Below are 20,588 nucleotides of genomic sequence, written 5' to 3'. Positions count from 1 at the left end.
CGCAACACAATGGAAGGATCGAGCCCATGAGCCAAACCGATCGTGACTACAGTGAAAAGCGTGATTACATCCGCATGCGGGTCGATGCGGACGTCACATTGATCCACGCCGGCGATTTGATTCCAGCCGTCTGTATCGACCTTTCCAGCAGTGGCATGCAGGTTCGGGCGAACCGTTCGTTCCAGGTGGGTGACACGCTGAACGTGCGCATCGATTCCGAGCACGCCGCGCTCAAAGGCCTGGAAGCCGAGACCGAAGTGGTCTGGGTCACTCAACAGGACGCTGGTGGCCAGAAACTTGGGCTTACAATCCTGAAAATGAATTGAGCACGAATAGAAACAAAGAAGGCGGCCAAATGGCCGCCTTCTTGTTGTGCAGGTGACGATTAAAAATCGTCTTCAACCTTGCCGTCTTTGACCTTGAATTCGCGGTTCTGCAGGTAAGCGTTGCGAATGAAGATGTATTTGTCGCCCGTGATCAGCTTCTCGCTCGACAACAGGCTGGCACGGGTGTCGATTACGCTCATGCCGTACGCCATGTTGCGCGCCGGAATGTCGTTCATGTAGCGGTAGGGTTGGGTGTACGTGTCGACGTACTTGGACGGTGCATCACGCAATGTGCTTGGGCCGAAGAACGGCAGCATCACGTAAGGACCGCTCGGCACACCCCAGTGACCGAGGGTCTGACCGAAGTCTTCGTCGTTACGTTGCAGGCCCATTTTGGTGCCCACATCGAAGAAACCGGCCAGGCCGAAGGTGGTGTTCATCAGCAGACGAGCCGTATCAACGCCGGCAGCGTGAGGCTTGGCCTGCAAGATGTCGTTGGCCAGGTTGCCGACGTCACCGATGTTGCGGAAGAAGTTGTGGATACCGTCTTCAAGAAACTGCGGCGTGATGAACTGATAGCCCTGCGCCAGAGGTTTCAAGGCGTAGGTGTCCAGCACGTCGTTGAACTTGTAGATCGGACGGTTAACGCTTTCCCAAGGGTCATCTTCCGACGCGGCCTGGGCAGCGAACGGAACCAGCAACACGCCGGCACACACACATAGTCGAGCTAGACGATTGCTCCAGCGCATAGCAAAAACTCCTTGGATCGTACTGGCGCGGGCCTCAATACCCGGGCAATTAGCGCGCTAGTATAAGACGGATAAGTATTTTTAGGCAGCCACCCGGGAAACGCTCTACGGCGAACCGGCCTTTGTGCGGCCGATTCATCCCGATGTCACTCAACTGTCATGGTCCGTCCATAACCTCTCAGGTTATTTCAGGGACGTCGAAATGCCTCACGCCCAAGCCCTCCCCCACAGCATCCCCAACCCGACCGCAGTGCTTTTCGGTCTCAGCGGCTGCCTGGTGGATTTCGGCGCCTGTAGCCGTCAGAACAACAACGACGCGACCGAACGGGCGCACCTGACACCGGGCGCTCTGGAAGCGCTGCACAGCCTGCAACTTCAAGGCATTCCGTGCGCCTGGCTCGACGAGTTGCCGCACGCGCAAAGCCACGCCCTGGCCACTTCGCTGCCGGACTGGATCACCGCCAGCCCACACACGCTGAACGTCGGACAATGGCCTTCCCCCGATGCGTGCTGGCAAGCATTGATGGCGCTGAACATCGATCGCCTGGACGGCTGCATACTGGTCAGCGGCGAACCGCGCTTGCTGCAATCGGGCCTCAATGCCGGGCTCTGGACCATTGGCCTGGCGTCCTGTGGCTCGCTCTGCGGGCTGGCGCCCAGTGAGTGGCAAGCCTTGAGCCAGCAAGAGCGCGAGCTCAAACGCGGCAAGGCGACCCTGCAACTGTTCAGCCTCGGCGTGCATTCGGTGATCGATCATCTGGGCGAACTCGGCACTTGCCTGTCAGACATCGGCCTGCGCCGACACAAGGGTGAAAAGCCCTGATGGGCCGTTCTTGATCAAGATCATGCACTTCGCTCGCCAGTGGATTAATCTAAAGGTCAGATGCAGACCTTTGGCCCATCGCTGCGGTCTATGCCAGTGCCTATCGATAAAAGGAAGAACGCCATGCCTGCCCGCGAACTGCAAGAACAGCTCAACGCCCTGCGCGAGCAACTGGAGCAGAACCCACCGCTCACGCTGGAAGAACGCGAACACCTGCAAGAACTGATGCAGAAGATCGAGGCGCAGATCAAACTGGAAACCGCGACGCAGGACAGCAGCCTGTCAGACGGCGTAAACCTTGCCGTAGAGCGTTTCGAAGTGGACCACCCGGCGCTGGCCACCATTTTGCGCAACATCGTGCAGACCCTGGGCAACATCGGGATCTGACCCTTCAGATGCAAAAAAGCCCCGCTAGTGATAGCGGGGCTTTTTCGTTTTATACGGCCTGAAATGCAATCCCCTGTGGGAGCGAGCTTGCTCGCGATGAGGCCAGCACATCCAACATTAATGTTGGCTGTTCCTCCGCCATCGCGAGCAAGCTCGCTCCCACACTGGATCTCTACTGACGGACCAACCGGTGGTTCGGCAGTTGTACCGCTTCAGTGCTGCGATACGGGTTGATGTCCAGCCCGCCGCGGCGCACGTAACGCGCATACACGGTCAGTTTTTCCGGCTTCAGCAAGCGTTGCAGATCGAGAAAGATCCGCTCTACGCATTGCTCGTGGAAGTCCGAGTGCTGACGGAAGCTCACCAGATAGGCCAACAGGCTGGCGTGATCCAGCGCCGCGCCACGGTACTCGACCGCTACGCTGCCCCAGTCCGGTTGACTGGTGACCGGGCAATTGGATTTGAGCAAATGACTGTGCACGCTTTCTTCAACGATGCGCGAATCGTCGCAACGCAGCAGTTCCGGACGCGGATGCTCGTAGTTGCTGACGCTGATGTCCAGATCATCGATGCACACACCCGGCAGCGCCACGACGCCTTCGGCCTGAACCTCGTTCAAGCTGCGAATGCGCACGCCCACCGGTTTGCCAGCCGCCGCCGATAAATCGGTCACCAAAGTAGCTTCAAGGCTTTGGGTATCGGCGAACGGCGTCTGGTTCAGCGAGTTCAGGTACAGCTTGAACGACTTCGATTCGATGATGTTCGGCGAGTCCGCCGGGATGCTGAATTCGCCGATGGCCACCACTGGCTTGCCCGACGGCAACAGCCAGGACAGTTCGAAGCAGTTCCAGAAGTCCACGCCCTTGTACGGCAGGGTTTCAGCCGTCAGGCCCAGCTCGGCCCATTTCGCGGTGCGCGGGATCGGGAACAGCAAGGACGGCGTGTACGTGGCGATGTATTCGCTGGATTTGCCCAGCGGCGAATGTTCGGCTGCGGGATGCATGGCGGAAACCTGACTGAAGAATCATCGGATTCTAACAGCCTTTGCTCCCGCCTTTGAGTGCTTACTGACTGACAGTCAATTTGCCGACCATGCCCGCCTGATAGTGGCCGGGGATGTTGCAGGCGAATTCCAGGTTGCCGGCTTTGTTGAAGGTCCAGGTCAGCTCGGCGGTTTTGCCCGGCTCCACCAGCACACTGTTCGGATCATCGTGCTTCATGCTTGCGCCATGATCCATACCCGGCATCGAGCCATGGTCCATGGAAGCGCTTTTCATCGCGGTCGGGGTCAGCATGCCGCTCTGCTGCATTTTCAGCATTTCCTGTTGATGCGCTGCATGCATCGCCGCATGGCCCAGGTTGAACTCGTGCAGTAACTGGCCTTTATTGATCAGCACAAAACGCACTGTCTCGCCGGCTTTGATTTCCAGCGCCTTGGGCGTGAACGACATATCGCCCATCACGATTTCGACACTGCGTGTAGCCTTGGCCGCCGGGGCTGGCGCACCGAAGTCGTAGCTCTGTGCCGGCGAGGCCCATACGGGAAAACTCAACACCAGCAAACAGCCGGCAAGCACCAATCGATGACGCAAAAACATGATCACACTCCAACAAGATGAGGTTCAGCCTGTGGGAAACTCTATGGCTGCGCCGCTGCCAGCCAGCTGACGGTTAGATTACAACTTTGTAAGGTTGTGCTGCATGGCCGCCCGCCACGGTATAACGCCCCTGTTCCATTGACCTCGAGCGCCTCATGAAACTGCTGATCGTCGAAGACCAACCGAAAACCGGCCATTACTTGCGCCAAGGCCTGACCGAGGCTGGTTTCAACGCTGAACTGGTGGCCGACGGCAACACCGGCCAACACCTGGCGCTGACCGGCGATTACGCCTTGCTGATTCTCGATGTGATGCTCCCTGGCCGTGACGGTTGGCAGATTCTACAAGCGGTGCGCAGCGCCGGCCTGGATATTCCGGTGCTGTTTCTCACGGCTCGCGACGCCGTTGAAGACCGGGTTCACGGTTTGGAACTGGGCGCCGACGATTACCTGGTCAAGCCCTTCGCCTTCTCCGAACTCCTTGCCCGCGTGCGTAGCCTGTTGCGTCGCGGCAGCGCTACGCCGCAGGAGACCAGCCTGCAACTGGCGGATTTGCGACTGGACTTGATCCGGCGCCGGGTCGAGCGCAGCGGCCAGCGCATCGACCTGACCGCCAAGGAATTCGCCTTGCTGGAAATGCTCCTGCGTCGTCAGGGCGAAGTGCTGCCCAAATCGCTGATCGCTTCGCAGGTTTGGGATATGAATTTCGACAGCGACACCAACGTCATTGAAGTGGCGATCCGCCGCCTGCGCCTGAAGATCGACGACGACTTCCCGAACAAGTTGATTCATACCGTGCGCGGCATGGGTTACGTGCTTGAAGAGCGTCCCGCCTGATGCGCCGCCTGTCCCTGAGCGGCCGCTTGGCGTTGCTGTTTGCCGCCTGCACGGCGGTGGTTTCGTTGTTCGCCGGCGTGCTGTTCAGTCGCGCCAGCGAAACGCACTTTATTGAACTCGACCAGCAACTGCTCGACAGCAAGCTGATCGCCCTGCGCAGCGCCTTGGCGGGTGCCGACGACCCAGTGTTGTTCGCCGAACGCAAAGCCCGCTTGCAAGAGGAAATGAGCCATCAGCCGGACCTGGCATTGCGGGTCCGCGGTGCCGATGGGCGTGTGTGGTTCGACAGTGCGACTAACCTGCCTGCCGACTTGCCAGCCCAGTCCGGCCTTCACAATTTTCACAGCGCCGGCACGGCGTATCGGGTCTACAGCGCTGCACTTGCGCCGGACAAAGCCGATTCCGCGCAGCTGATTCTGATGCTCGACATCACCCACCATCAGCACTTTTTACAGCGCATGCAGCATTTGATCTGGCTGACCGTCGGCTGGTCGGCGCTGGCCACCGCGCTGCTCGGTGCGTGGGCGGCGCGCAGTGGTTTGCGGCCGTTGCGGCGCATGAGTGAAGTGGCCGCCGGGGTCTCTGCCAGCTCACTGACCCAGCGCCTGCCCGAAGATCAAATGCCCACGGAGCTCGCCGAGCTGACCCACACGTTTAACGCCATGCTCGGCCGTCTCGACGACTCGTTCCAGCGACTATCAGCCTTCTCTGCCGACATCGCCCACGAACTGCGCACGCCGCTGTCGAATCTGCTGACCCACACTCAAGTCACCCTCACCCGCCCGCGTGACCTCGAAGATTACCGCGAGGCCCTGCACAGCAACCTCGAAGAGCTGCAATGGATGGCGCAACTGGTCAACGACATGCTCTATCTGGCCAAGGCCGATCACGGTTTGCTGATTCCAAAATGCGAGCCACTGCAACTGGCTGAGGAAGCGGATCTGCTACTGGAATTCTTCGCACCGTTGGCTGAAGACGCCCAGGTCAAACTGACCCGACTCGGCAGCGCCGGCATCAGTGGTGACCGCAGCATGTTGCGCCGCGCCCTCTCCAATCTGCTGGACAACGCGCTGCGCTTTACCCCGCCACACGGCGAGGTTCAAGTGCGGATTGTCGATGCGCCAAAAGGGTTGAGCCTGAGTATCGAGAACTCCGGGGAAGGCATTGCCGAAGCGTTGCTGCCGCGCTTGTTCGACCGCTTCTACCGTGCAGATCCGGCGCGCCATGAAGGCAGCAGCGAACATGCAGGATTGGGGTTGGCGATCACTCAATCGATCATCCGCGCCCATGGTGGAACGATTCATTGCGAATCGGGCCAGGGCTGGACGCGGTTTTTGATGGAGTTGCCGAAAGGGGTTTGAGGCCAGCAACGCTGGCCTGCAGGTCGCTAGACAGCCGTTGCCCCCAACGCTGCCACCATTTGCCGCAAGGCCGGTGATTCGCCGTCAATGCGTACCTTCAGCCCATCAATCTCTCGACGTTCCGGGTAATGCTTGCGCAGCAGGTCAAACGCCGTGCGCTGTTCGGCACCGCTGACCACCAGGCTGCGGCGGAAATCCGCGTCATCGCGACGCGGGTCGTACACCCCACGGCAGACCATCGCCAAGGCCCAGGCTGGATCACAACTGGCGTTCAAGTGGACTTGCGCCAGCCACGGTGCCGGCAACAACTCATCAAGGGAGACCTGAGCTGGCTGCCCGAGGAACTGGCAAAACGCTTGATAGATCTGCGCGGTCCCGCGCTGCTTGCCGTCGAGGCTGTAACCGGCGATATGCGGGGTGGCAATCACGCACAGTTCAGCCAAAGCGATATCGACGCTCGGCTCGCCTTCCCACACGTCCAGCACCGCTTGCAGGTCTTCGCGCGCCAGCAGCACTTCGCGCAATGCGCTGTTATCCACCACCGGGCCACGGCTGGCGTTGATCAGCCAGGCACCGGGCTTGAGTTGGTTCAAGCGGTTTTCGTCAAACAGGTGCCAGGTCGATTGCTCAGCGTTCTGGCTCAACGGAGTGTGCAAGCTGATGACGTCGCATTGCCCGATGATCTGCTCCAGGCTGACAAATTCGCCGCCTTCGGCCGCCTGACGCGGTGGATCACACACCAGTACCTTCCAGCCCAAACCTTGCAGAACCTTGACCAGCCGACCGCCAACTTCACCGGCGCCGACGACCCCGTATGTGCGCTCGGCCAGATCGACGCCTTCGATTTCAGCCAGGGTCAGCAGGCTGCCCAGCACGTAGTCGACCACGCCTCGGGCATTACAGCCCGGCGCGCTGGACCAGGTGATGCCGGCCTGCTGAAAGTAGTCCAGATCCAGGTGATCGGTGCCAATGGTGCAGGTACCGACAAACCGCACCTTGCTGCCTTCCAGCAAGTCGCGGTCGACCTTGGTCACCGAGCGCACCAGCAGCACATCGGCCGCCTCGACCGTGGCGCGGTCGATGGAGCGTCCCGGTACACGGCGGATTTCGCCGAAACCTTCAAAGAACGCATCGAGCAGCGGGATATTTTCGTCGGCAACAATCAGCATGGCAGGCTCCTTTGGCGGATCGGCAGTGTAGCGCACATCTTCGTAGGAGCTGCCGCAGGCTGCGATCTCTTGATCTTCGATTTCATTGAGCATTGCTTATTGGAAAGCAACATCAAGAGATCGCAGCCTGCGGCAGCTCCTACGGTGGATCGATGCAAAGGTGCGCGATTACAAATCCGCAACACAGGAATTTTCCTGACTGCGGCGTCAACGCGTAGAATGCGCCGCCCCGCGCATCAAACCTCTCTGGACGCTTCGCCTGTGAATTCCGTAACTGACAGCCCCGCCGCTATTTCCCTCAACCGCCCGGCCCGGGTTCGCCTGGAGCTTAAAAACCTGCTTGGCCTGGCGCTGCCGATCATGATCGCGCAGTTGGCGACCACCGCCATGGGCTTCGTCGATGCGGTGATGGCCGGCCGCGTCGGGCCACGCGATCTGGCGGCGGTGGCTCTCGGCAACTCGATCTGGGTGCCGGTGTTCCTGCTGATGACCGGCACGCTGCTGGCGACCACGCCAAAAGTGGCTCAGCGCTTCGGCGCCGGCACCCACGCCGAGATCGGCCCTATCGTCCGTCAGGCATTGTGGCTGGCGCTGGTGGTGGGCCTGATGGCGACTGGCATGCTGTTCAGCGCCGAACCGATCCTGCACATTATGAAGGTCGATCCCGAGCTGATCGGCCCGTGCATGCAATACCTGCACGGCATCGCCAGCGGTCTGCCGGCGGTGGCGCTGTATCACGTGCTGCGCTGCTTCAGTGACGGCCTGGGACGCACCCGGCCGGCGATGGTTCTGGGTCTGTGTGGACTGGCGCTGAATATCCCGCTGAACTACATCTTCATATATGGCCACCTCGGTGTACCGGCCATGGGCGGCGTCGGCTGCGGCTGGGCCACGGCAATCGTGATGTGGGTGATGGCGCTGGGCATGGCCGGCTGGGAGCGTTGGGCACCGGCCTATCAATCGAGTCAGCTGTTCAGCCGTTTCGATTGGCCGCAATGGGCGGTGATCAAGCGTCTGCTGGGCATCGGCCTGCCGATCGGCATCGCAGTGTTCGCCGAGTCGAGCATTTTCGCGGTAATCGCCCTGTTGATCGGCAGCCTCGGCGCCACGGTGGTGGCCGGGCACCAGATTGCCCTGAACTTCAGTTCGCTGGTGTTCATGATCCCCTACTCCCTGGGCATGGCCGTGACCGTGCGGGTCGGCCAGGCACTTGGACGCGAGGAACCCCGCGAAGCACGCTTCGCCGCCGGTGTCGGCATGGGCACTGCGCTGGCTTACGCCTGCCTGTCGGCGAGCATGATGCTGTTGCTGCGTGAACACATCGCGGCGATTTACACCGCCGACCCGATCGTGATTCAGGTGGCGTCGATGCTGATCGTCTATTCGGCGCTGTTTCAGTTCTCGGATGCGATCCAGGTGACTGCTGCAGGTGCGCTGCGCGGTTATCAGGACACTCGCGTGACGATGATCCTGACCTTGTTCGCTTACTGGGGGATTGGTTTGCCGGTGGGTTACGCCCTTGGCTTGACCAACTGGCTCGGCGCGCCGAGTGGCCCGAGCGGGCTGTGGCAGGGCTTGATCGTGGGCTTGAGCTGCGCGGCGCTGATGCTGTCGATCCGCCTGACGCGCAGTGCACGCAAGCGAATCCGCATCAGTCGGTCAGCGGGTTAAGCGAGTTTCTTGCGGATCCAATAGAGGTAGGTGCCTGCCTCTTCATGCTGTCCAACCAGTTCATGGTCCAGAAACACGCAGAACTTGGGAATGTCGCGACGGGTCGACGGGTCGGTGGCAATCACCTTGAGCAGGCCGCCAGGCACCAGATCACGAATATGCTGGTGCAGCATCATCACCGGCTCCGGGCAATTGAGGCCGGTGGCGTCGAGGGTGCCGTCTACCGGCGTATTGATCATTTCACTCATGATTCACTCCTGAAACTGGCCGCTATTGTCGCGCAATGCGGGGTATATCGTCATCTGTGGCATTTCGATGTACCTGTGGGAGCGAGCTTGCTCGCGATAGCGGTACATCAGCCGACTTCAATGTTGAATGACACACCGAAATCGCGAGCAAGCTCGCTCCCACATTGGTCCGTGTGAATCAGCGAGCTTTCGGTTTTTTCATATCATGCCGGCGCAAATGGCAGGTCACCTCTTCACGGTCGTGATACAGCTGCTTGCAGCCGATATCGACCCGAATACCCCGCGCCTTGAAGCCCTCTTCGATGCGTTCAAGCAAGCGCTTCACTTCGGCATAACGCTGCTTCATCGGTAGCTTCAGGTTGACCACCGCCTCGCGGCAATGCCCCTCGCCAATCCACTCTTCCAGCATCGCGGCGTTGCGCGCCGGTTTCTCGACGATGTCGCAGACCATCCAGTCCACCGGTTGCTTGGGCTTGAAGGTGAAACCGTCGGCCATCAAATGCTGCACCAGCCCGGTGTCCATCAGGCTTTCAGCCATTGGGCCGTTATCGATAGCGGTCACCAACATGCCACGGTTGACCAGTTGCCAGGTCCAGCCGCCAGGCGCGGCGCCCAGGTCGACGCCGGTCATGTCGCTGTGCAGGCGCTCATCCCACTGATCACGCGGGATGAAATGGTGCCACGCCTCTTCCAGCTTCAAGGTCGAACGGCTTGGCGCTTCACGCGGGAACTTCAAGCGCGGAATGCCCATCGGCCACATCGCCGAGTTATTGGCCTCGGCCAGGCCGACGAACACTTCACGGCCGCTTTTGAAGGTCAACAGCAAACGTGGCTTGTTGGGGTCTTCCACCAATTTGCCGGCACCGGTCAGCGCCTTGCGCAGCGGGCCTTCGAATTTCTTGCAGAAGTTCGACAGTTCTTTACCGTCGTTGGTATCGACCACTTCCAACCACAGACTGCCGCACGTCGGGAAGCTCGCCAGATGGGCGAGGATCACGCTGATGCGGTCGGTTTCCGGCAGATCAATGAAGATGCCGCGAGCCCATTGGCGCGGGAAGATCAGCTGGGAAAAACGCTGGCCGCGCATCAGGCGCTCGGCGCCGTCTTCTTCGGTGCAGACAAACTCGGCGCAGGCGCTGGCGGTTTTGGCCTTGGCATAACCGGCCACGTTCAACCGTGCGGCGTGTTCGGAAATCTCGGAACAGACTTCGCCTTCGAAGCCTGGCCGGCAATGCATAAAGAGGGTGTTCATTCTTACTCCTGGGCAGATGGCGAGAAATTCAACCACTGCGCGATGCCCAGACTTGCGTTGAAGCAAAGCCTGTCACGAAAACCGGCGCATGATAGCCGAGTTCACCAGCCCGGACTTGTCCATAGAGTCCGGTTATTAGCCTTAACGTCTAAACAGGGCTAGGTTAAGAGCTCTGTCTGTCCCGCCAGTCCGTAGCCGTGCGGACCCAAAGGAGTCATTTCAATGCCGTCCCTCGATAGCCTGAAAACCCTTAAAACCTTACAAATAGACGACAAGACCTACCATTATTTCAGCCTGCCGGAAGCCGCAAAGTCCTTGGGCGATCTCGACAAGCTGCCGATGTCGCTGAAAGTCCTGCTGGAAAACCTGCTGCGCTGGGAAGACGAAAAAACCGTCACCGGCGCCGACCTCAAGGCCCTCGCCGCCTGGCTCAAAGAGCGGCGCAGCGACCGGGAGATCCAGTACCGCCCCGCGCGCGTATTAATGCAGGACTTCACCGGCGTGCCGGCGGTGGTCGACCTCGCCGCCATGCGCGCCGCCATGGCCAAGGCCGGTGGCGATCCGCAGCGAATCAATCCGCTGTCGCCAGTGGACCTGGTGATCGACCACTCGGTGATGGTCGACAAATTTGCAACGAGTGCTGCCTTCGGTCAAAACGTCGACATCGAGATGCAGCGTAATGGCGAGCGTTACGCCTTCCTGCGCTGGGGCCAGAGCGCCTTCGATAACTTCAGCGTCGTGCCGCCGGGCACCGGCATCTGTCACCAGGTCAACCTCGAATACCTCGGCCGCACCGTGTGGACCAAAGATGAGGACGGCCGCACCTATGCCTTCCCGGATACGCTGGTCGGCACCGATTCCCACACCACCATGATCAACGGCCTCGGCGTGCTCGGCTGGGGGGTTGGCGGCATCGAAGCGGAAGCGGCGATGCTCGGCCAACCGGTGTCGATGCTGATCCCGGAAGTGATCGGTTTCAAACTCACCGGCAAACTCAAGGAAGGCATTACCGCCACCGACCTGGTGTTGACCGTCACCCAGATGCTGCGCAAGAAAGGCGTGGTCGGCAAGTTCGTTGAGTTCTATGGCGACGGTCTCGCTGAATTGCCACTGGCGGATCGCGCGACCATCGCCAACATGGCCCCGGAATATGGCGCCACCTGCGGCTTTTTCCCGGTGGACGAGGTGACACTGGAGTACCTGCGCCTGTCCGGTCGGCCCGTCGCCGTGGTGAAACTGGTCGAGGCCTACTGCAAAGCCCAGGGCCTGTGGCGCCTGCCCGGTAAAGAACCGGTGTTCACTGACAGCCTGGCGCTGGACATGAGCAGCGTCGAAGCCAGCCTCGCCGGCCCCAAACGCCCACAGGACCGGGTGTCGCTGCCAAATGTCGCCCAGGCGTTCACTGACTTCCTCGGCCTGCAAGTCAAACCCACCCGCCCCACCAGCAAGGAAGAAGGTCGCCTCGAAAGCGAAGGTGGTGGCGGTGTTGCCGTCGGCAATGCCGACCTCATCGGCGAAACGGACTACGAGTATGAAGGCCAGACCTATCGCCTGAAAAACGGCGCCGTGGTGATTGCCGCCATCACCTCTTGCACCAACACCTCCAACCCGAGCGTGATGATGGCTGCCGGGCTGGTGGCGAAAAAAGCCGTGGAGAAAGGCCTCAAACGCAAACCGTGGGTGAAAAGCTCGCTGGCGCCCGGTTCCAAAGTGGTCACTGACTACTACAAGGCCGCGGGCCTGACCCAATACCTCGATGAATTGGGCTTTTCTCTGGTCGGCTATGGCTGCACTACCTGTATCGGCAACTCTGGACCGTTGCTGGAACCGATTGAAAAAGCCATTCAGAGTTCCGACCTGGCCGTCGCTTCAGTGCTGTCCGGCAACCGCAACTTCGAAGGTCGCGTGCATCCACTGGTGAAAACCAACTGGCTGGCCTCCCCGCCGCTGGTCGTCGCTTATGCCTTGGCCGGCAGCGTGCGCATGGACATCAGCAGCGACTCACTGGGCGATGGCAAGGATGGCAAGCCGGTGTACCTGCGGGACATCTGGCCGAGCAGCAAGGAAATTGCCGACGCCGTGGCGCAGGTCGACACCGCGATGTTCCACAAGGAATACGCCGAAGTGTTCGCCGGTGACGCGCAGTGGCAAGCCATCGAAGTCCCGAAAGCGGCGACGTACGTCTGGCAGAAGGACTCCACCTACATCCAGCATCCGCCGTTCTTCGATGACATTTCCGGCCCCCTGCCGGTGATTCAGGACATCAGCGGTGCACGCGTGCTGGCCCTGCTGGGCGATTCGGTGACCACCGACCACATCTCTCCCGCCGGCAACATCAAGGCCGACAGCCCGGCCGGGCGCTACCTGCGTGAACAGGGTGTGGAACCGCGCGACTTCAACTCCTACGGCTCACGTCGCGGTAACCATCAAGTGATGATGCGCGGCACCTTCGCCAACATCCGCATTCGCAACGAAATGCTCGGCGGCGAAGAAGGCGGCAACACGCTCTACATTCCGACCGGTGAAAAACTGCCGATCTACGATGCCGCCATGCGCTATCAAGCGGCGGGCACTCCGCTGGTGGTGATCGCCGGCCAGGAATACGGCACCGGCTCAAGCCGTGACTGGGCGGCCAAGGGCACCAACCTGCTGGGCGTCAAAGCGGTGATCGCCGAGAGTTTCGAACGGATTCACCGTTCCAATCTGGTGGGCATGGGGGTGCTGCCACTGCAGTTCAAGCTCGATCAGAACCGCAAGAGCCTGAACCTGACCGGCAAGGAGACACTCAGCATTCAGGGACTGACAGGCGTCGAGTTGACGCCACGAATGAACCTGACGCTGGTGATCACCCGCGAGGACGGCAGCAGCGAGAAGGTGGACGTGCTGTGCCGGATCGACACGCTGAACGAAGTGGAATACTTCAAATCGGGAGGGATTCTGCATTACGTGTTGCGACAGTTGATCGCTTCATAATGTCGCACTGACAAAAACACCGCCTTCGGGCGGTGTTTTTGTTTGTGTCGCGAACGTCCCTTTAATCGCACACCTCCTGTGGGAGCGAGCTTGCTCGCGAAGGGGCCATAACATTCGATATCAATGTCGACTGTCAGTACGCTATCGCGAGCAAGCTCGCTCCCACAGTGGACCGAGGTGGCCCGCAGAATCTTAGACACAAGGATTTCACATGATTGCTCTGCCATGGCTCTATCTGGCACTCCTCTCCATCGGCTACGCACTGGCCCTGATCTACAGTCAACTCGGCTGGCTGGCGGCAATTACCGTCGGGTTGTTACTGTTTGCCGGTTTTGCCGTTCGCCAACCACAGATCCAGGTCGGCCGCGTCCTGGGTCACGGCTTGTTCGTTTTCCTGGCGCTCGCGCTGGCAATGCACTGGCTTCCCGGTTTCTACAACGGTCGTGGTATCGGCCCGGAACGCTTCACCGCCGATGCGGTGCCGTATTCCATGTACCTGAATCTGGATAAACCACTGATTGGCTTCTGGCTGTTGCTGGTTTGCCCGTGGATTGTCGGTCGCCGCTCCCTGCGCCTTTCACTGTATGCCACCGCCGCGGCACTGACCCTTAGCGTGCTGACTGCTCTTGGTGGCGCGCTGTTGCTGGGCATGATCAGTTGGGCGCCGAAGTGGCCCGATCAATCCTGGCTCTGGGTGCTGAACAACCTGCTGCTGGTGACGCTGGTCGAGGAGGCGCTGTTTCGCGGTTACATTCAGGGTGGTTTGAGTCGCTGCCTGCAACACCTGCGCTACGGCGAACACCTCGCCTTGCTCGGCACCGCGCTGTTGTTCGGCCTGGCGCACCTGGGCGCCGGCTGGCAATGGGTGCTGCTGGCGAGCCTTGCCGGGGTTGGTTACGGTCTGGCGTACCGTTTCGGTGGACTGGGGGCCGCCATCGCCACGCACTTTGGTTTGAATCTGTTGCACTTTGGCCTCTTCACCTACCCGATGCTGGCCGGTTGAAATCAAACAATGTGCGGCACCGCTGAATATTGAAAAATAATTTCAATTTATTCCTGGCGCTGCCGACACCCTGTCAAAGCCTTGCGGATTGAAAAAGCCATGCGTAATAACCAGCCCATTACACAACGCGAACGGACCTTCCCGGCTCAGCAACGGTTGATTTCCACGACCGATGCCAAAGGCGTGATCACCTACTGCAACGACGCTTTCGTCGAAATCAGCGGGTTTTCTCGTGAAGAGCTGATCCGTGCACCGCACAACCTGGTTCGTCACCCCGACGTCCCGGCTGCGGTCTTCGCGCACATGTGGGACACACTGAAACAAGGCTTGCCATGGATGGGCATTGTCAAGAATCGCTGCAAGACCGGTGACCACTACTGGGTTAACGCCTATGTCACACCGGTATTCGACGGCAAGCAGGTGGTCGGTTACGAGTCGGTGCGGGTCAAGCCCACCGCCGAACAGATCCGCCGCGCCGAAGCGCTCTACCAACGCATCAATCAGGGCAAGTCGGCGATTCCTCAAACAGACAAATGGCTGCCGGTGCTACAGGACTGGTTGCCGTTCATTCTGGTCAGCCAGCTGAGCTTCATGATTGGCGCCACGCTCAACTCGCAGTGGGGTTTTGCCTTGGCTGCCGGACTTTCGGTGCCGCTCGGCCTGCTCGGTTTGAGCTGGCAACAGCGTGGCCTCAAGCGCTTGCTGCGCCTGGCCGAGCAGACCACTTCCGACCCGCTGATTGCGCAGATGTACACCGACAGCCGCGGCGCTCAAGCGCGTCTGGAAATGTCGATCCTCAGCCAGGAAGCCCGTCTGAAGACCTGCCTGACTCGCCTGCAAGACACCGCCGAGCACCTGACCGAACAGGCTCGACAGTCCGACACCCTGGCGCACAAAAGCTCGACCGGTCTGGAACGTCAGCGCGTCGAGACCGAGCAAGTGGCAACGGCCGTCAACCAGATGGCCGCCACTACCCAGGAAGTCGCCAGCCACGTGCAACGCACCGCTGACGCCACCCAGGAAGCCAATCGCCTGACCGGTCGTGGTCGGGATATCGCTGGCGAAACCCGTGAAGCTATCCAGCGCCTGTCAGTGGTGGTCGGTGAAACCGGTCTGACGGTGACCCAACTGGCCAAGGACAGCGACGAAATCGGTGGCGTGGTCGACGTGATCAAAGGCATCGCCGACCAGACCAACCTGCTGGCCTTGAACGCCGCCATCGAAGCGGCTCGCGCCGGTGAGATGGGTCGTGGTTTTGCGGTGGTGGCTGACGAAGTACGGCAACTGGCGCAACGCACCAGCGAATCGACCGGGCAGATCCACAGCCTGATCGCCAAGCTCCAACAGACCGCCAGCACGGCGGTGCAAACCATGGAAGCGGGACATCGCCAGGCCGAAGAAGGCGTGGCGCGGGTTCTGGAAGCTGACCAGGCACTGGTGGGCATCAGCGAAGCGGTGGCCAACATCACCGACATGACCACGCAAATCGCTGCCGCTACCGAAGAGCAAAGCGCAGTGGCTGAAGAGATCAGCCGCAACATCAGCACCATCGCGCAACTGGCCGACCAGACCTCGGAACAGGCACAGAACTCGGCGTTGCTGAGTGAAGAGCTGACGCGAACGGCGAATACCCAGTATTCGTTGGTGGAGCGGTTTAACCGCTGATCGTTGCTGGCAAATACAAAAACCCGGGAGGTGATACTTCCGGGTTTTTTATGGCTGGCGTGAAAGCGTTGTCGCCTGTGAGGCAGCCATCGCGAGCAAGCTCGCTCCCACAATGGATTGTGGTTGATGCACTGATCCCTGTGGGAGCGAGCTTGCTCGCGATGAGGCCCTGACTGTCACAGAAAATCTCACCGGATAAATTCAGCTACCTTGCTGGCCGCAGCTGCCAGATGCTGGTCGTGAGTAAACCCCGAGGCCTTCAACGGCTTCAAATCATGATCGCCAGCCACCAGCCAAAACACCTCGATGCTCGGCGCTAACGTATAACCCTCGACCGCCTCACGATTCCCCAGCGCATCCCTCTCCCCCTGCACAATCAGCGTCGGCGTCTTGAGCCCGGCCAAATGCTCGACCCGAGGCTTTTCCGGTTTACCCACCGCATAAAACGGATACCCCAGACACACCAACCTATCCGCCCCCAACTCATCGGCCAGCAAACTGGCCATGCGTCCGCCCATGGACTTGCCGCCAATGGCCAGACGCCCAGCGACATGGCGTCGCACCAGCGCATAGACCTCACGCCAGCATTCGAGCAATTTCGGCGCCGGATTCGGCGGGCGCTTGCCGCCATCAAGACGTCGTTGCGCCATATAGGGAAACTCGAAGCGCAACACGTTGACGCCCTGCGCGGCAAGGCGTGCGGCGATGTCGTTCATCCAGTCACTGTCCATCGGTGCGCCGGCGCCATGCGCGAGAATCAGCGTTGCCGATGCCGGCACTGAAGCGGCATCCCACAACCATCCATGATCCTGCACGCACTGCGCCCATTGATCCCCGTCAATACTGGCTTTGTGCTGTTTGTCCATGCTTGCCTCGCTTTTAATCTGCCTATAACTCCAGGCGAAGGGAGCGTCATCGCCTTGCGCAGACGTCTTCACTTCGGCTGAACCGTGGATGGGGAACCATGAACACTTCTTTAAGTACCGCCTATAACTACAAGGTGGTCCGCCAATTCGCCATTATGACGGTGGTGTGGGGCATCGTCGGCATGGGGCTCGGGGTTTTTCTCGCGGCTCAATTGGTCTGGCCCGAACTCAACTTCAATTTGCCCTGGACCAGCTTCGGCCGCTTGCGCCCACTGCACACCAACGCGGTGATCTTCGCCTTTGGCGGTTGCGCACTGTTTGCCAGCTCTTTCTACTCGGTGCAGCGCACCTGCCAGACCCAGCTGTTCGCGCCGAAACTCGCGCAGTTCTGCTTCTGGGGCTGGCAGTTGGTGATCGTGCTGGCCGCAATCAGTTTGCCGCTGGGCTACACCACCTCCAAGGAATACGCCGAGCTGGAATGGCCGATCGCCATTCTCATCGCCATTGTCTGGGTGGCCTACGGCGTCGTGTTCTTCGGCACGGTGATGAAGCGCAAAACCAAGCACATCTACGTCGGTAACTGGTTTTTCGGTGCGTTCATCATCACCGTAGCCATCCTGCACATCGTCAACCACGCGTCCCTGCCGGTGAGCTTCGTCAAGTCCTACTCGGCATACGGTGGTGCGACCGATGCCATGGTGCAGTGGTGGTACGGGCATAACGCGGTAGGTTTCTTCCTCACCGCCGGCTTCCTCGGGATGATGTATTACTTCGTGCCGAAACAGGCCGAGCGTCCGGTGTACTCCTATCGCCTGTCCATCGTGCACTTCTGGGCACTGATCACCCTGTACATCTGGGCCGGCCCGCACCACTTGCACTACACCGCGCTGCCGGACTGGGCGCAGTCGCTGGGCATGGTGATGTCGCTGGTGCTGCTGGCACCAAGTTGGGGCGGCATGATCAACGGCATGATGACCCTCTCGGGCGCCTGGCATAAGTTGCGCAGCGACCCGATCCTGCGCTTCCTCGTGGTGTCCCTGGCGTTCTACGGCATGTCGACCTTCGAAGGGCCGATGATGGCCATCAAAACCGTCAACGCGCTGTCTCACTACACCGACTGGACCATCGGCCACGTACACGCCGGCGCACTCGGCTGGGTGGCGATGATCTCGATCGGCGCGCTGTACCACATGATCCCGAAAATCTTCGGCCGCACGCAGATGCACAGCCTCGGCCTGATCAACGCGCATTTCTGGCTCGCGACCATCGGCACCGTGCTCTACATCGCCTCGATGTGGGTCAACGGCATCGCCCAGGGCCTGATGTGGCGCGCCGTCAACGAAGACGGCACGCTGACCTACTCCTTCGTCGAAACCCTGGTGGCCAGTCACCCGGGCTACGTCGTGCGACTGGTGGGCGGCGCGATCTTCTTCAGCGGCATGTTGCTGATGGCTTACAACACCTGGCGCACCGTGCGTGCCGCACAGCCAGCCGAAGTCGCCGCCGCGGCGCAGATGGCCTGAGGAGTCCGCCATGAAACACGAAACGATTGAGAAAAACGTCGGCCTGCTGTTGCTGCTGATGGTCTTCGCGGTGAGCATCGGTGGTCTGACCCAGATCGTCCCGCTGTTCTTCCAGGACGTCACCAACAAGCCGGTCGAAGGCATGAAGCCTTACACCGCGCTGCAACTCGAAGGGCGCGACATCTACATCCGTGAAGGCTGTGTGCAATGTCACTCGCAGATGATTCGTCCGTTCCGCGCCGAGACCGAGCGCTACGGCCACTATTCGGTGGCCGGTGAAAGCGTCTGGGATCACCCGTTTCTTTGGGGCTCCAAACGCACCGGGCCGGACCTGGCCCGGGTCGGCGGCCGCTACTCGGAAGACTGGCACCGCGCGCACTTGTACAACCCGCGCAACGTCGTGCCGGAGTCGAAGATGCCCGCCTACCCATGGCTGGTGGCCAACCCGCTCGACAGCAGCCACACCGAAACCAAGTTGCGAGTCATGCGCACCCTCGGCGTTCCGTACACCGACGAAGACATTGCAGGCAGCGTCGAAACGCTCAAGGGCAAGACCGAAATGGACGCGCTCGTCGCCTACCTGCAAGTGCTCGGCACTGCGATCAAGAGCAAGAGGTGAGCCATGCCCTTTGAAATAAGTACTGGAATGATCCGCGGCCTGGGCACCGTCGTCGTCTTCGTAGCCTTCGTCGGCCTGACATTGTGGGTTTTCAACAGCAAACGCAGCCCGGGATTCGCCGAAGCGCGCCTGCTGCCCTTTGCCGATGAACCGCAACCCGACGACACCGACATCAAAGAATCCGCAACAAGGAGTACCCGGCCATGACCACCTTCTGGAGTACGTGGATCTGCGTACTGACCATTGGCAGCCTGATCGGCCTGACCTGGCTGCTGATCGGCACCCGCAAGGGCGAAACCAAGGGCAGCGTCGACCAGACCATGGGCCACAGCTTCGACGGCATCGAGGAGTACGACAATCCGCTGCCGCAGTGGTGGTTCATGCTGTTCGCCGGGACCCTGGTGTTTGCCGTCGGTTACCTGATCCTTTATCCGGGCCTGGGCAACTGGAAAGGCGTATTGCCAGGCTATGAAGACGGCTGGACCCAGACCAAGGAATGGGAAAAGGAAATGGCCAAGGCCGACAGCAAATTCGGACCGATCTTCGCCAAATTCGCAGCCATGCCCGTGGAAGAAGTCGCCAAAGACCCGCAAGCGCTGAAAATGGGCGGACGCCTGTTTGCCTCCAACTGCGCGGTCTGCCACGGCTCGGATGCCAAGGGCGCCTTCGGCTTCCCTAACCTCGCCGACAGTATCTGGCGTTGGGGTGGCAGTCCCGACACCATCAAGACCACCATCATGGGTGGACGCATGGCGGCCATGCCGGCCTGGGGCGAAGTACTGGGTGAGACCGGGGTGAAAAACGTCGCGGCCTATGTGCGTCACGAACTCGCCGGCCTGCCACTGCCGGCCGACAGCGGCGCTGACCTGCACGCCGGACAGCAAACATTCAGCACCACCTGCGTAGCCTGTCACGGCGTAAACGGTCAGGGTACGGAACTGATGGGGGCGCCAAACCTGACGCAACCGGCAGGTTTCATTTACGGCACCAGCCTGACGCAGCTGCAACAGACCATCCGCCATGGTCGCCAGGGTCACATGCCGGCGCAGAACGAACTGCTCGGCAACGACAAGGTGCAACTGCTGGCCGCGTATGTGTACAGCTTGTCTCACGCCACCCGCGCCGAGGGTTTGCAGGCTGCAAGCAAAAGCCAGTAAATATTGACAGCTCTACTGCCGCATTCACCCGGATGCGGCAGTTCCCTGCCCCTTTGCGACGCATTGTCGCACCCTCCAAAGGTCCGCCTTTCGGTTCGGCGAATTCACGTCTAAGCTTGCTCCGAAGCGGACTGGCAACAGCCGGTCAAGGGTCAACCGTACACGATGCGTTCGACGAATCTGTTCGATGACAGGCCGCAAAGGCTGGTAGATACCGGCTGTCGCGCAAGTTGCCGTCTGTCACCTGCCCGCCTCGTTTGAACACACCCAGTTACAACTGACCAGACCCCCTCGCCTTTTTCGTCCGCCGGGACATTTTGCCCATGGGCAATTTTGTCCCTACGCGGCACATGGAAAGGCCG

At 60.4% G+C, this 20,588-nt stretch carries 20 protein-coding genes; 13 read left to right on the top strand and 7 right to left on the bottom strand.

The annotated features are described in order from the left end of the window. Window positions 1–26 precede the first annotated feature (26 nt). Window positions 27–326, top strand: a complete 300-nt coding sequence (locus BK659_RS14210; protein ID WP_123425687.1) for a PilZ domain-containing protein — start codon at window positions 27–29, stop codon at window positions 324–326. 59 nt (window positions 327–385) lie between these two features. On the opposite strand, the gene BK659_RS14205 is transcribed toward BK659_RS14210, so the two are convergent. After that, window positions 386–1,075: an MlaA family lipoprotein gene (locus tag BK659_RS14205; protein ID WP_123425686.1), complete on the bottom strand. Its 690-nt coding sequence runs from the start codon at window positions 1,073–1,075 to the stop codon at window positions 386–388. 202 nt (window positions 1,076–1,277) lie between these two features. Here BK659_RS14205 and BK659_RS14200 point away from each other — a divergent pair, with 202 nt between their 5' ends. Together BK659_RS14200 and BK659_RS14195 are read left to right on the top strand one after the other, a co-directional pair. Continuing rightward, entirely contained in the window at window positions 1,278–1,898 is a 621-nt protein-coding gene (locus BK659_RS14200) for an HAD superfamily inactivated hydrolase PcrP (protein ID WP_123425685.1), read from the top strand. A gap of 123 nt (window positions 1,899–2,021) precedes the next feature. Next, window positions 2,022–2,285 carry a DUF4404 family protein gene (locus BK659_RS14195; protein ID WP_123425684.1) on the top strand — a complete coding sequence of 88 codons (264 nt, stop codon included), beginning with the start codon at window positions 2,022–2,024 and terminating at the stop codon, window positions 2,283–2,285. Between the two features lie 172 nt (window positions 2,286–2,457). Here the strand turns inward: BK659_RS14195 and queF are convergent, their stop codons facing one another. Together queF and copI are read right to left on the bottom strand one after the other, a co-directional pair. Beyond that, window positions 2,458–3,288, bottom strand: coding sequence for an NADPH-dependent 7-cyano-7-deazaguanine reductase QueF (gene queF, locus BK659_RS14190; protein WP_123425683.1), 831 nt, complete (start codon window positions 3,286–3,288; stop codon window positions 2,458–2,460). Window positions 3,289–3,349: 61 nt separating this feature from the next. Then, window positions 3,350–3,883, bottom strand: coding sequence for a copper-resistant cuproprotein CopI (copI, locus tag BK659_RS14185; protein WP_123425682.1), 534 nt, complete (start codon window positions 3,881–3,883; stop codon window positions 3,350–3,352). Window positions 3,884–4,038: 155 nt separating this feature from the next. Between copI and BK659_RS14180 the strand changes: the two genes are divergently transcribed. Continuing rightward, window positions 4,039–4,719, top strand: coding sequence for a heavy metal response regulator transcription factor (locus tag BK659_RS14180; RefSeq protein WP_123425681.1), 681 nt, complete (start codon window positions 4,039–4,041; stop codon window positions 4,717–4,719). Continuing rightward, entirely contained in the window at window positions 4,719–6,080 is a 1,362-nt protein-coding gene (locus BK659_RS14175; protein ID WP_123425680.1) for a heavy metal sensor histidine kinase, read from the top strand. Before BK659_RS14180 ends, BK659_RS14175 begins: the two co-directional genes overlap by 1 nt. Window positions 6,081–6,106: 26 nt before the next feature. On the opposite strand, the gene pdxB is transcribed toward BK659_RS14175, so the two are convergent. After that, window positions 6,107–7,249 carry a 4-phosphoerythronate dehydrogenase PdxB gene (gene pdxB, locus BK659_RS14170; RefSeq protein WP_123426082.1) on the bottom strand — a complete coding sequence of 381 codons (1,143 nt, stop codon included), beginning with the start codon at window positions 7,247–7,249 and terminating at the stop codon, window positions 6,107–6,109. A 261-nt stretch (window positions 7,250–7,510) separates the two neighbouring features. Here pdxB and BK659_RS14165 point away from each other — a divergent pair, with 261 nt between their 5' ends. Beyond that, window positions 7,511–8,920 (top strand): MATE family efflux transporter, encoded by a 1,410-nt coding sequence (locus BK659_RS14165; RefSeq protein ID WP_123426081.1) that lies wholly within the window; start codon window positions 7,511–7,513, stop codon window positions 8,918–8,920. Here BK659_RS14165 and tusA read toward each other — a convergent pair. Beyond that, window positions 8,917–9,168 (bottom strand): sulfurtransferase TusA, encoded by a 252-nt coding sequence (gene tusA, locus BK659_RS14160; RefSeq protein WP_071550969.1) that lies wholly within the window; start codon window positions 9,166–9,168, stop codon window positions 8,917–8,919. The genes BK659_RS14165 and tusA overlap by 4 nt on opposite strands. Before the next feature lie 178 nt (window positions 9,169–9,346). After that, the gene (gene rlmM / locus BK659_RS14150) at window positions 9,347–10,420 is read right to left on the bottom strand and encodes a 23S rRNA (cytidine(2498)-2'-O)-methyltransferase RlmM (protein WP_123425678.1); all 1,074 of its coding nucleotides are present in this window, start codon (window positions 10,418–10,420) and stop codon (window positions 9,347–9,349) included. 222 nt (window positions 10,421–10,642) lie between these two features. Here rlmM and acnA point away from each other — a divergent pair, with 222 nt between their 5' ends. From acnA to BK659_RS14135, 3 genes are all read left to right on the top strand, one after another. After that, complete coding sequence (gene acnA, locus BK659_RS14145; RefSeq protein ID WP_123425677.1) at window positions 10,643–13,393, top strand: aconitate hydratase AcnA; 2,751 nt, start codon at window positions 10,643–10,645, stop codon at window positions 13,391–13,393. A 211-nt stretch (window positions 13,394–13,604) separates the two neighbouring features. Beyond that, window positions 13,605–14,396, top strand: coding sequence for a CPBP family intramembrane glutamic endopeptidase (locus tag BK659_RS14140; RefSeq protein WP_123425676.1), 792 nt, complete (start codon window positions 13,605–13,607; stop codon window positions 14,394–14,396). Between the two features lie 99 nt (window positions 14,397–14,495). Further along, complete coding sequence (locus tag BK659_RS14135; protein WP_123425675.1) at window positions 14,496–16,061, top strand: methyl-accepting chemotaxis protein; 1,566 nt, start codon at window positions 14,496–14,498, stop codon at window positions 16,059–16,061. A 188-nt stretch (window positions 16,062–16,249) separates the two neighbouring features. Here BK659_RS14135 and BK659_RS14130 read toward each other — a convergent pair whose 3' ends face one another. Then, window positions 16,250–16,927, bottom strand: a complete 678-nt coding sequence (locus tag BK659_RS14130) for an alpha/beta family hydrolase (RefSeq protein ID WP_123425674.1) — start codon at window positions 16,925–16,927, stop codon at window positions 16,250–16,252. A gap of 98 nt (window positions 16,928–17,025) precedes the next feature. On the opposite strand from BK659_RS14130, the gene ccoN reads away from it, so the two are divergent. From ccoN to ccoP, 4 genes are read left to right on the top strand one after another with little or no spacing between them, the layout of a single operon-like run. After that, window positions 17,026–18,450, top strand: a complete 1,425-nt coding sequence (ccoN, locus tag BK659_RS14125) for a cytochrome-c oxidase, cbb3-type subunit I (RefSeq protein WP_123425673.1) — start codon at window positions 17,026–17,028, stop codon at window positions 18,448–18,450. A 10-nt stretch (window positions 18,451–18,460) separates the two neighbouring features. After that, a complete protein-coding gene (ccoO, locus tag BK659_RS14120) occupies window positions 18,461–19,069 on the top strand; it encodes a cytochrome-c oxidase, cbb3-type subunit II (protein WP_123425672.1) in 609 nt (202 codons plus the stop codon). A gap of 3 nt (window positions 19,070–19,072) precedes the next feature. Next, the gene (locus BK659_RS14115) at window positions 19,073–19,276 is read left to right on the top strand and encodes a cbb3-type cytochrome oxidase subunit 3 (RefSeq protein WP_123425671.1); all 204 of its coding nucleotides are present in this window, start codon (window positions 19,073–19,075) and stop codon (window positions 19,274–19,276) included. Then, the gene (ccoP, locus tag BK659_RS14110; RefSeq protein ID WP_123425670.1) at window positions 19,273–20,226 is read left to right on the top strand and encodes a cytochrome-c oxidase, cbb3-type subunit III; all 954 of its coding nucleotides are present in this window, start codon (window positions 19,273–19,275) and stop codon (window positions 20,224–20,226) included. Before BK659_RS14115 ends, ccoP begins: the two co-directional genes overlap by 4 nt. The last annotated feature ends 362 nt before the right edge of the window (window positions 20,227–20,588 follow it).

Source organism: Pseudomonas brassicacearum, from assembly GCF_003732225.1.
Taxonomy (GTDB): Bacteria; Pseudomonadota; Gammaproteobacteria; order Pseudomonadales; family Pseudomonadaceae; genus Aquipseudomonas; species Aquipseudomonas brassicacearum_E.
The sequence above is the reverse complement of the archived record's forward strand: the minus strand, read 5'-3'. Positions and strand labels throughout refer to the sequence as shown.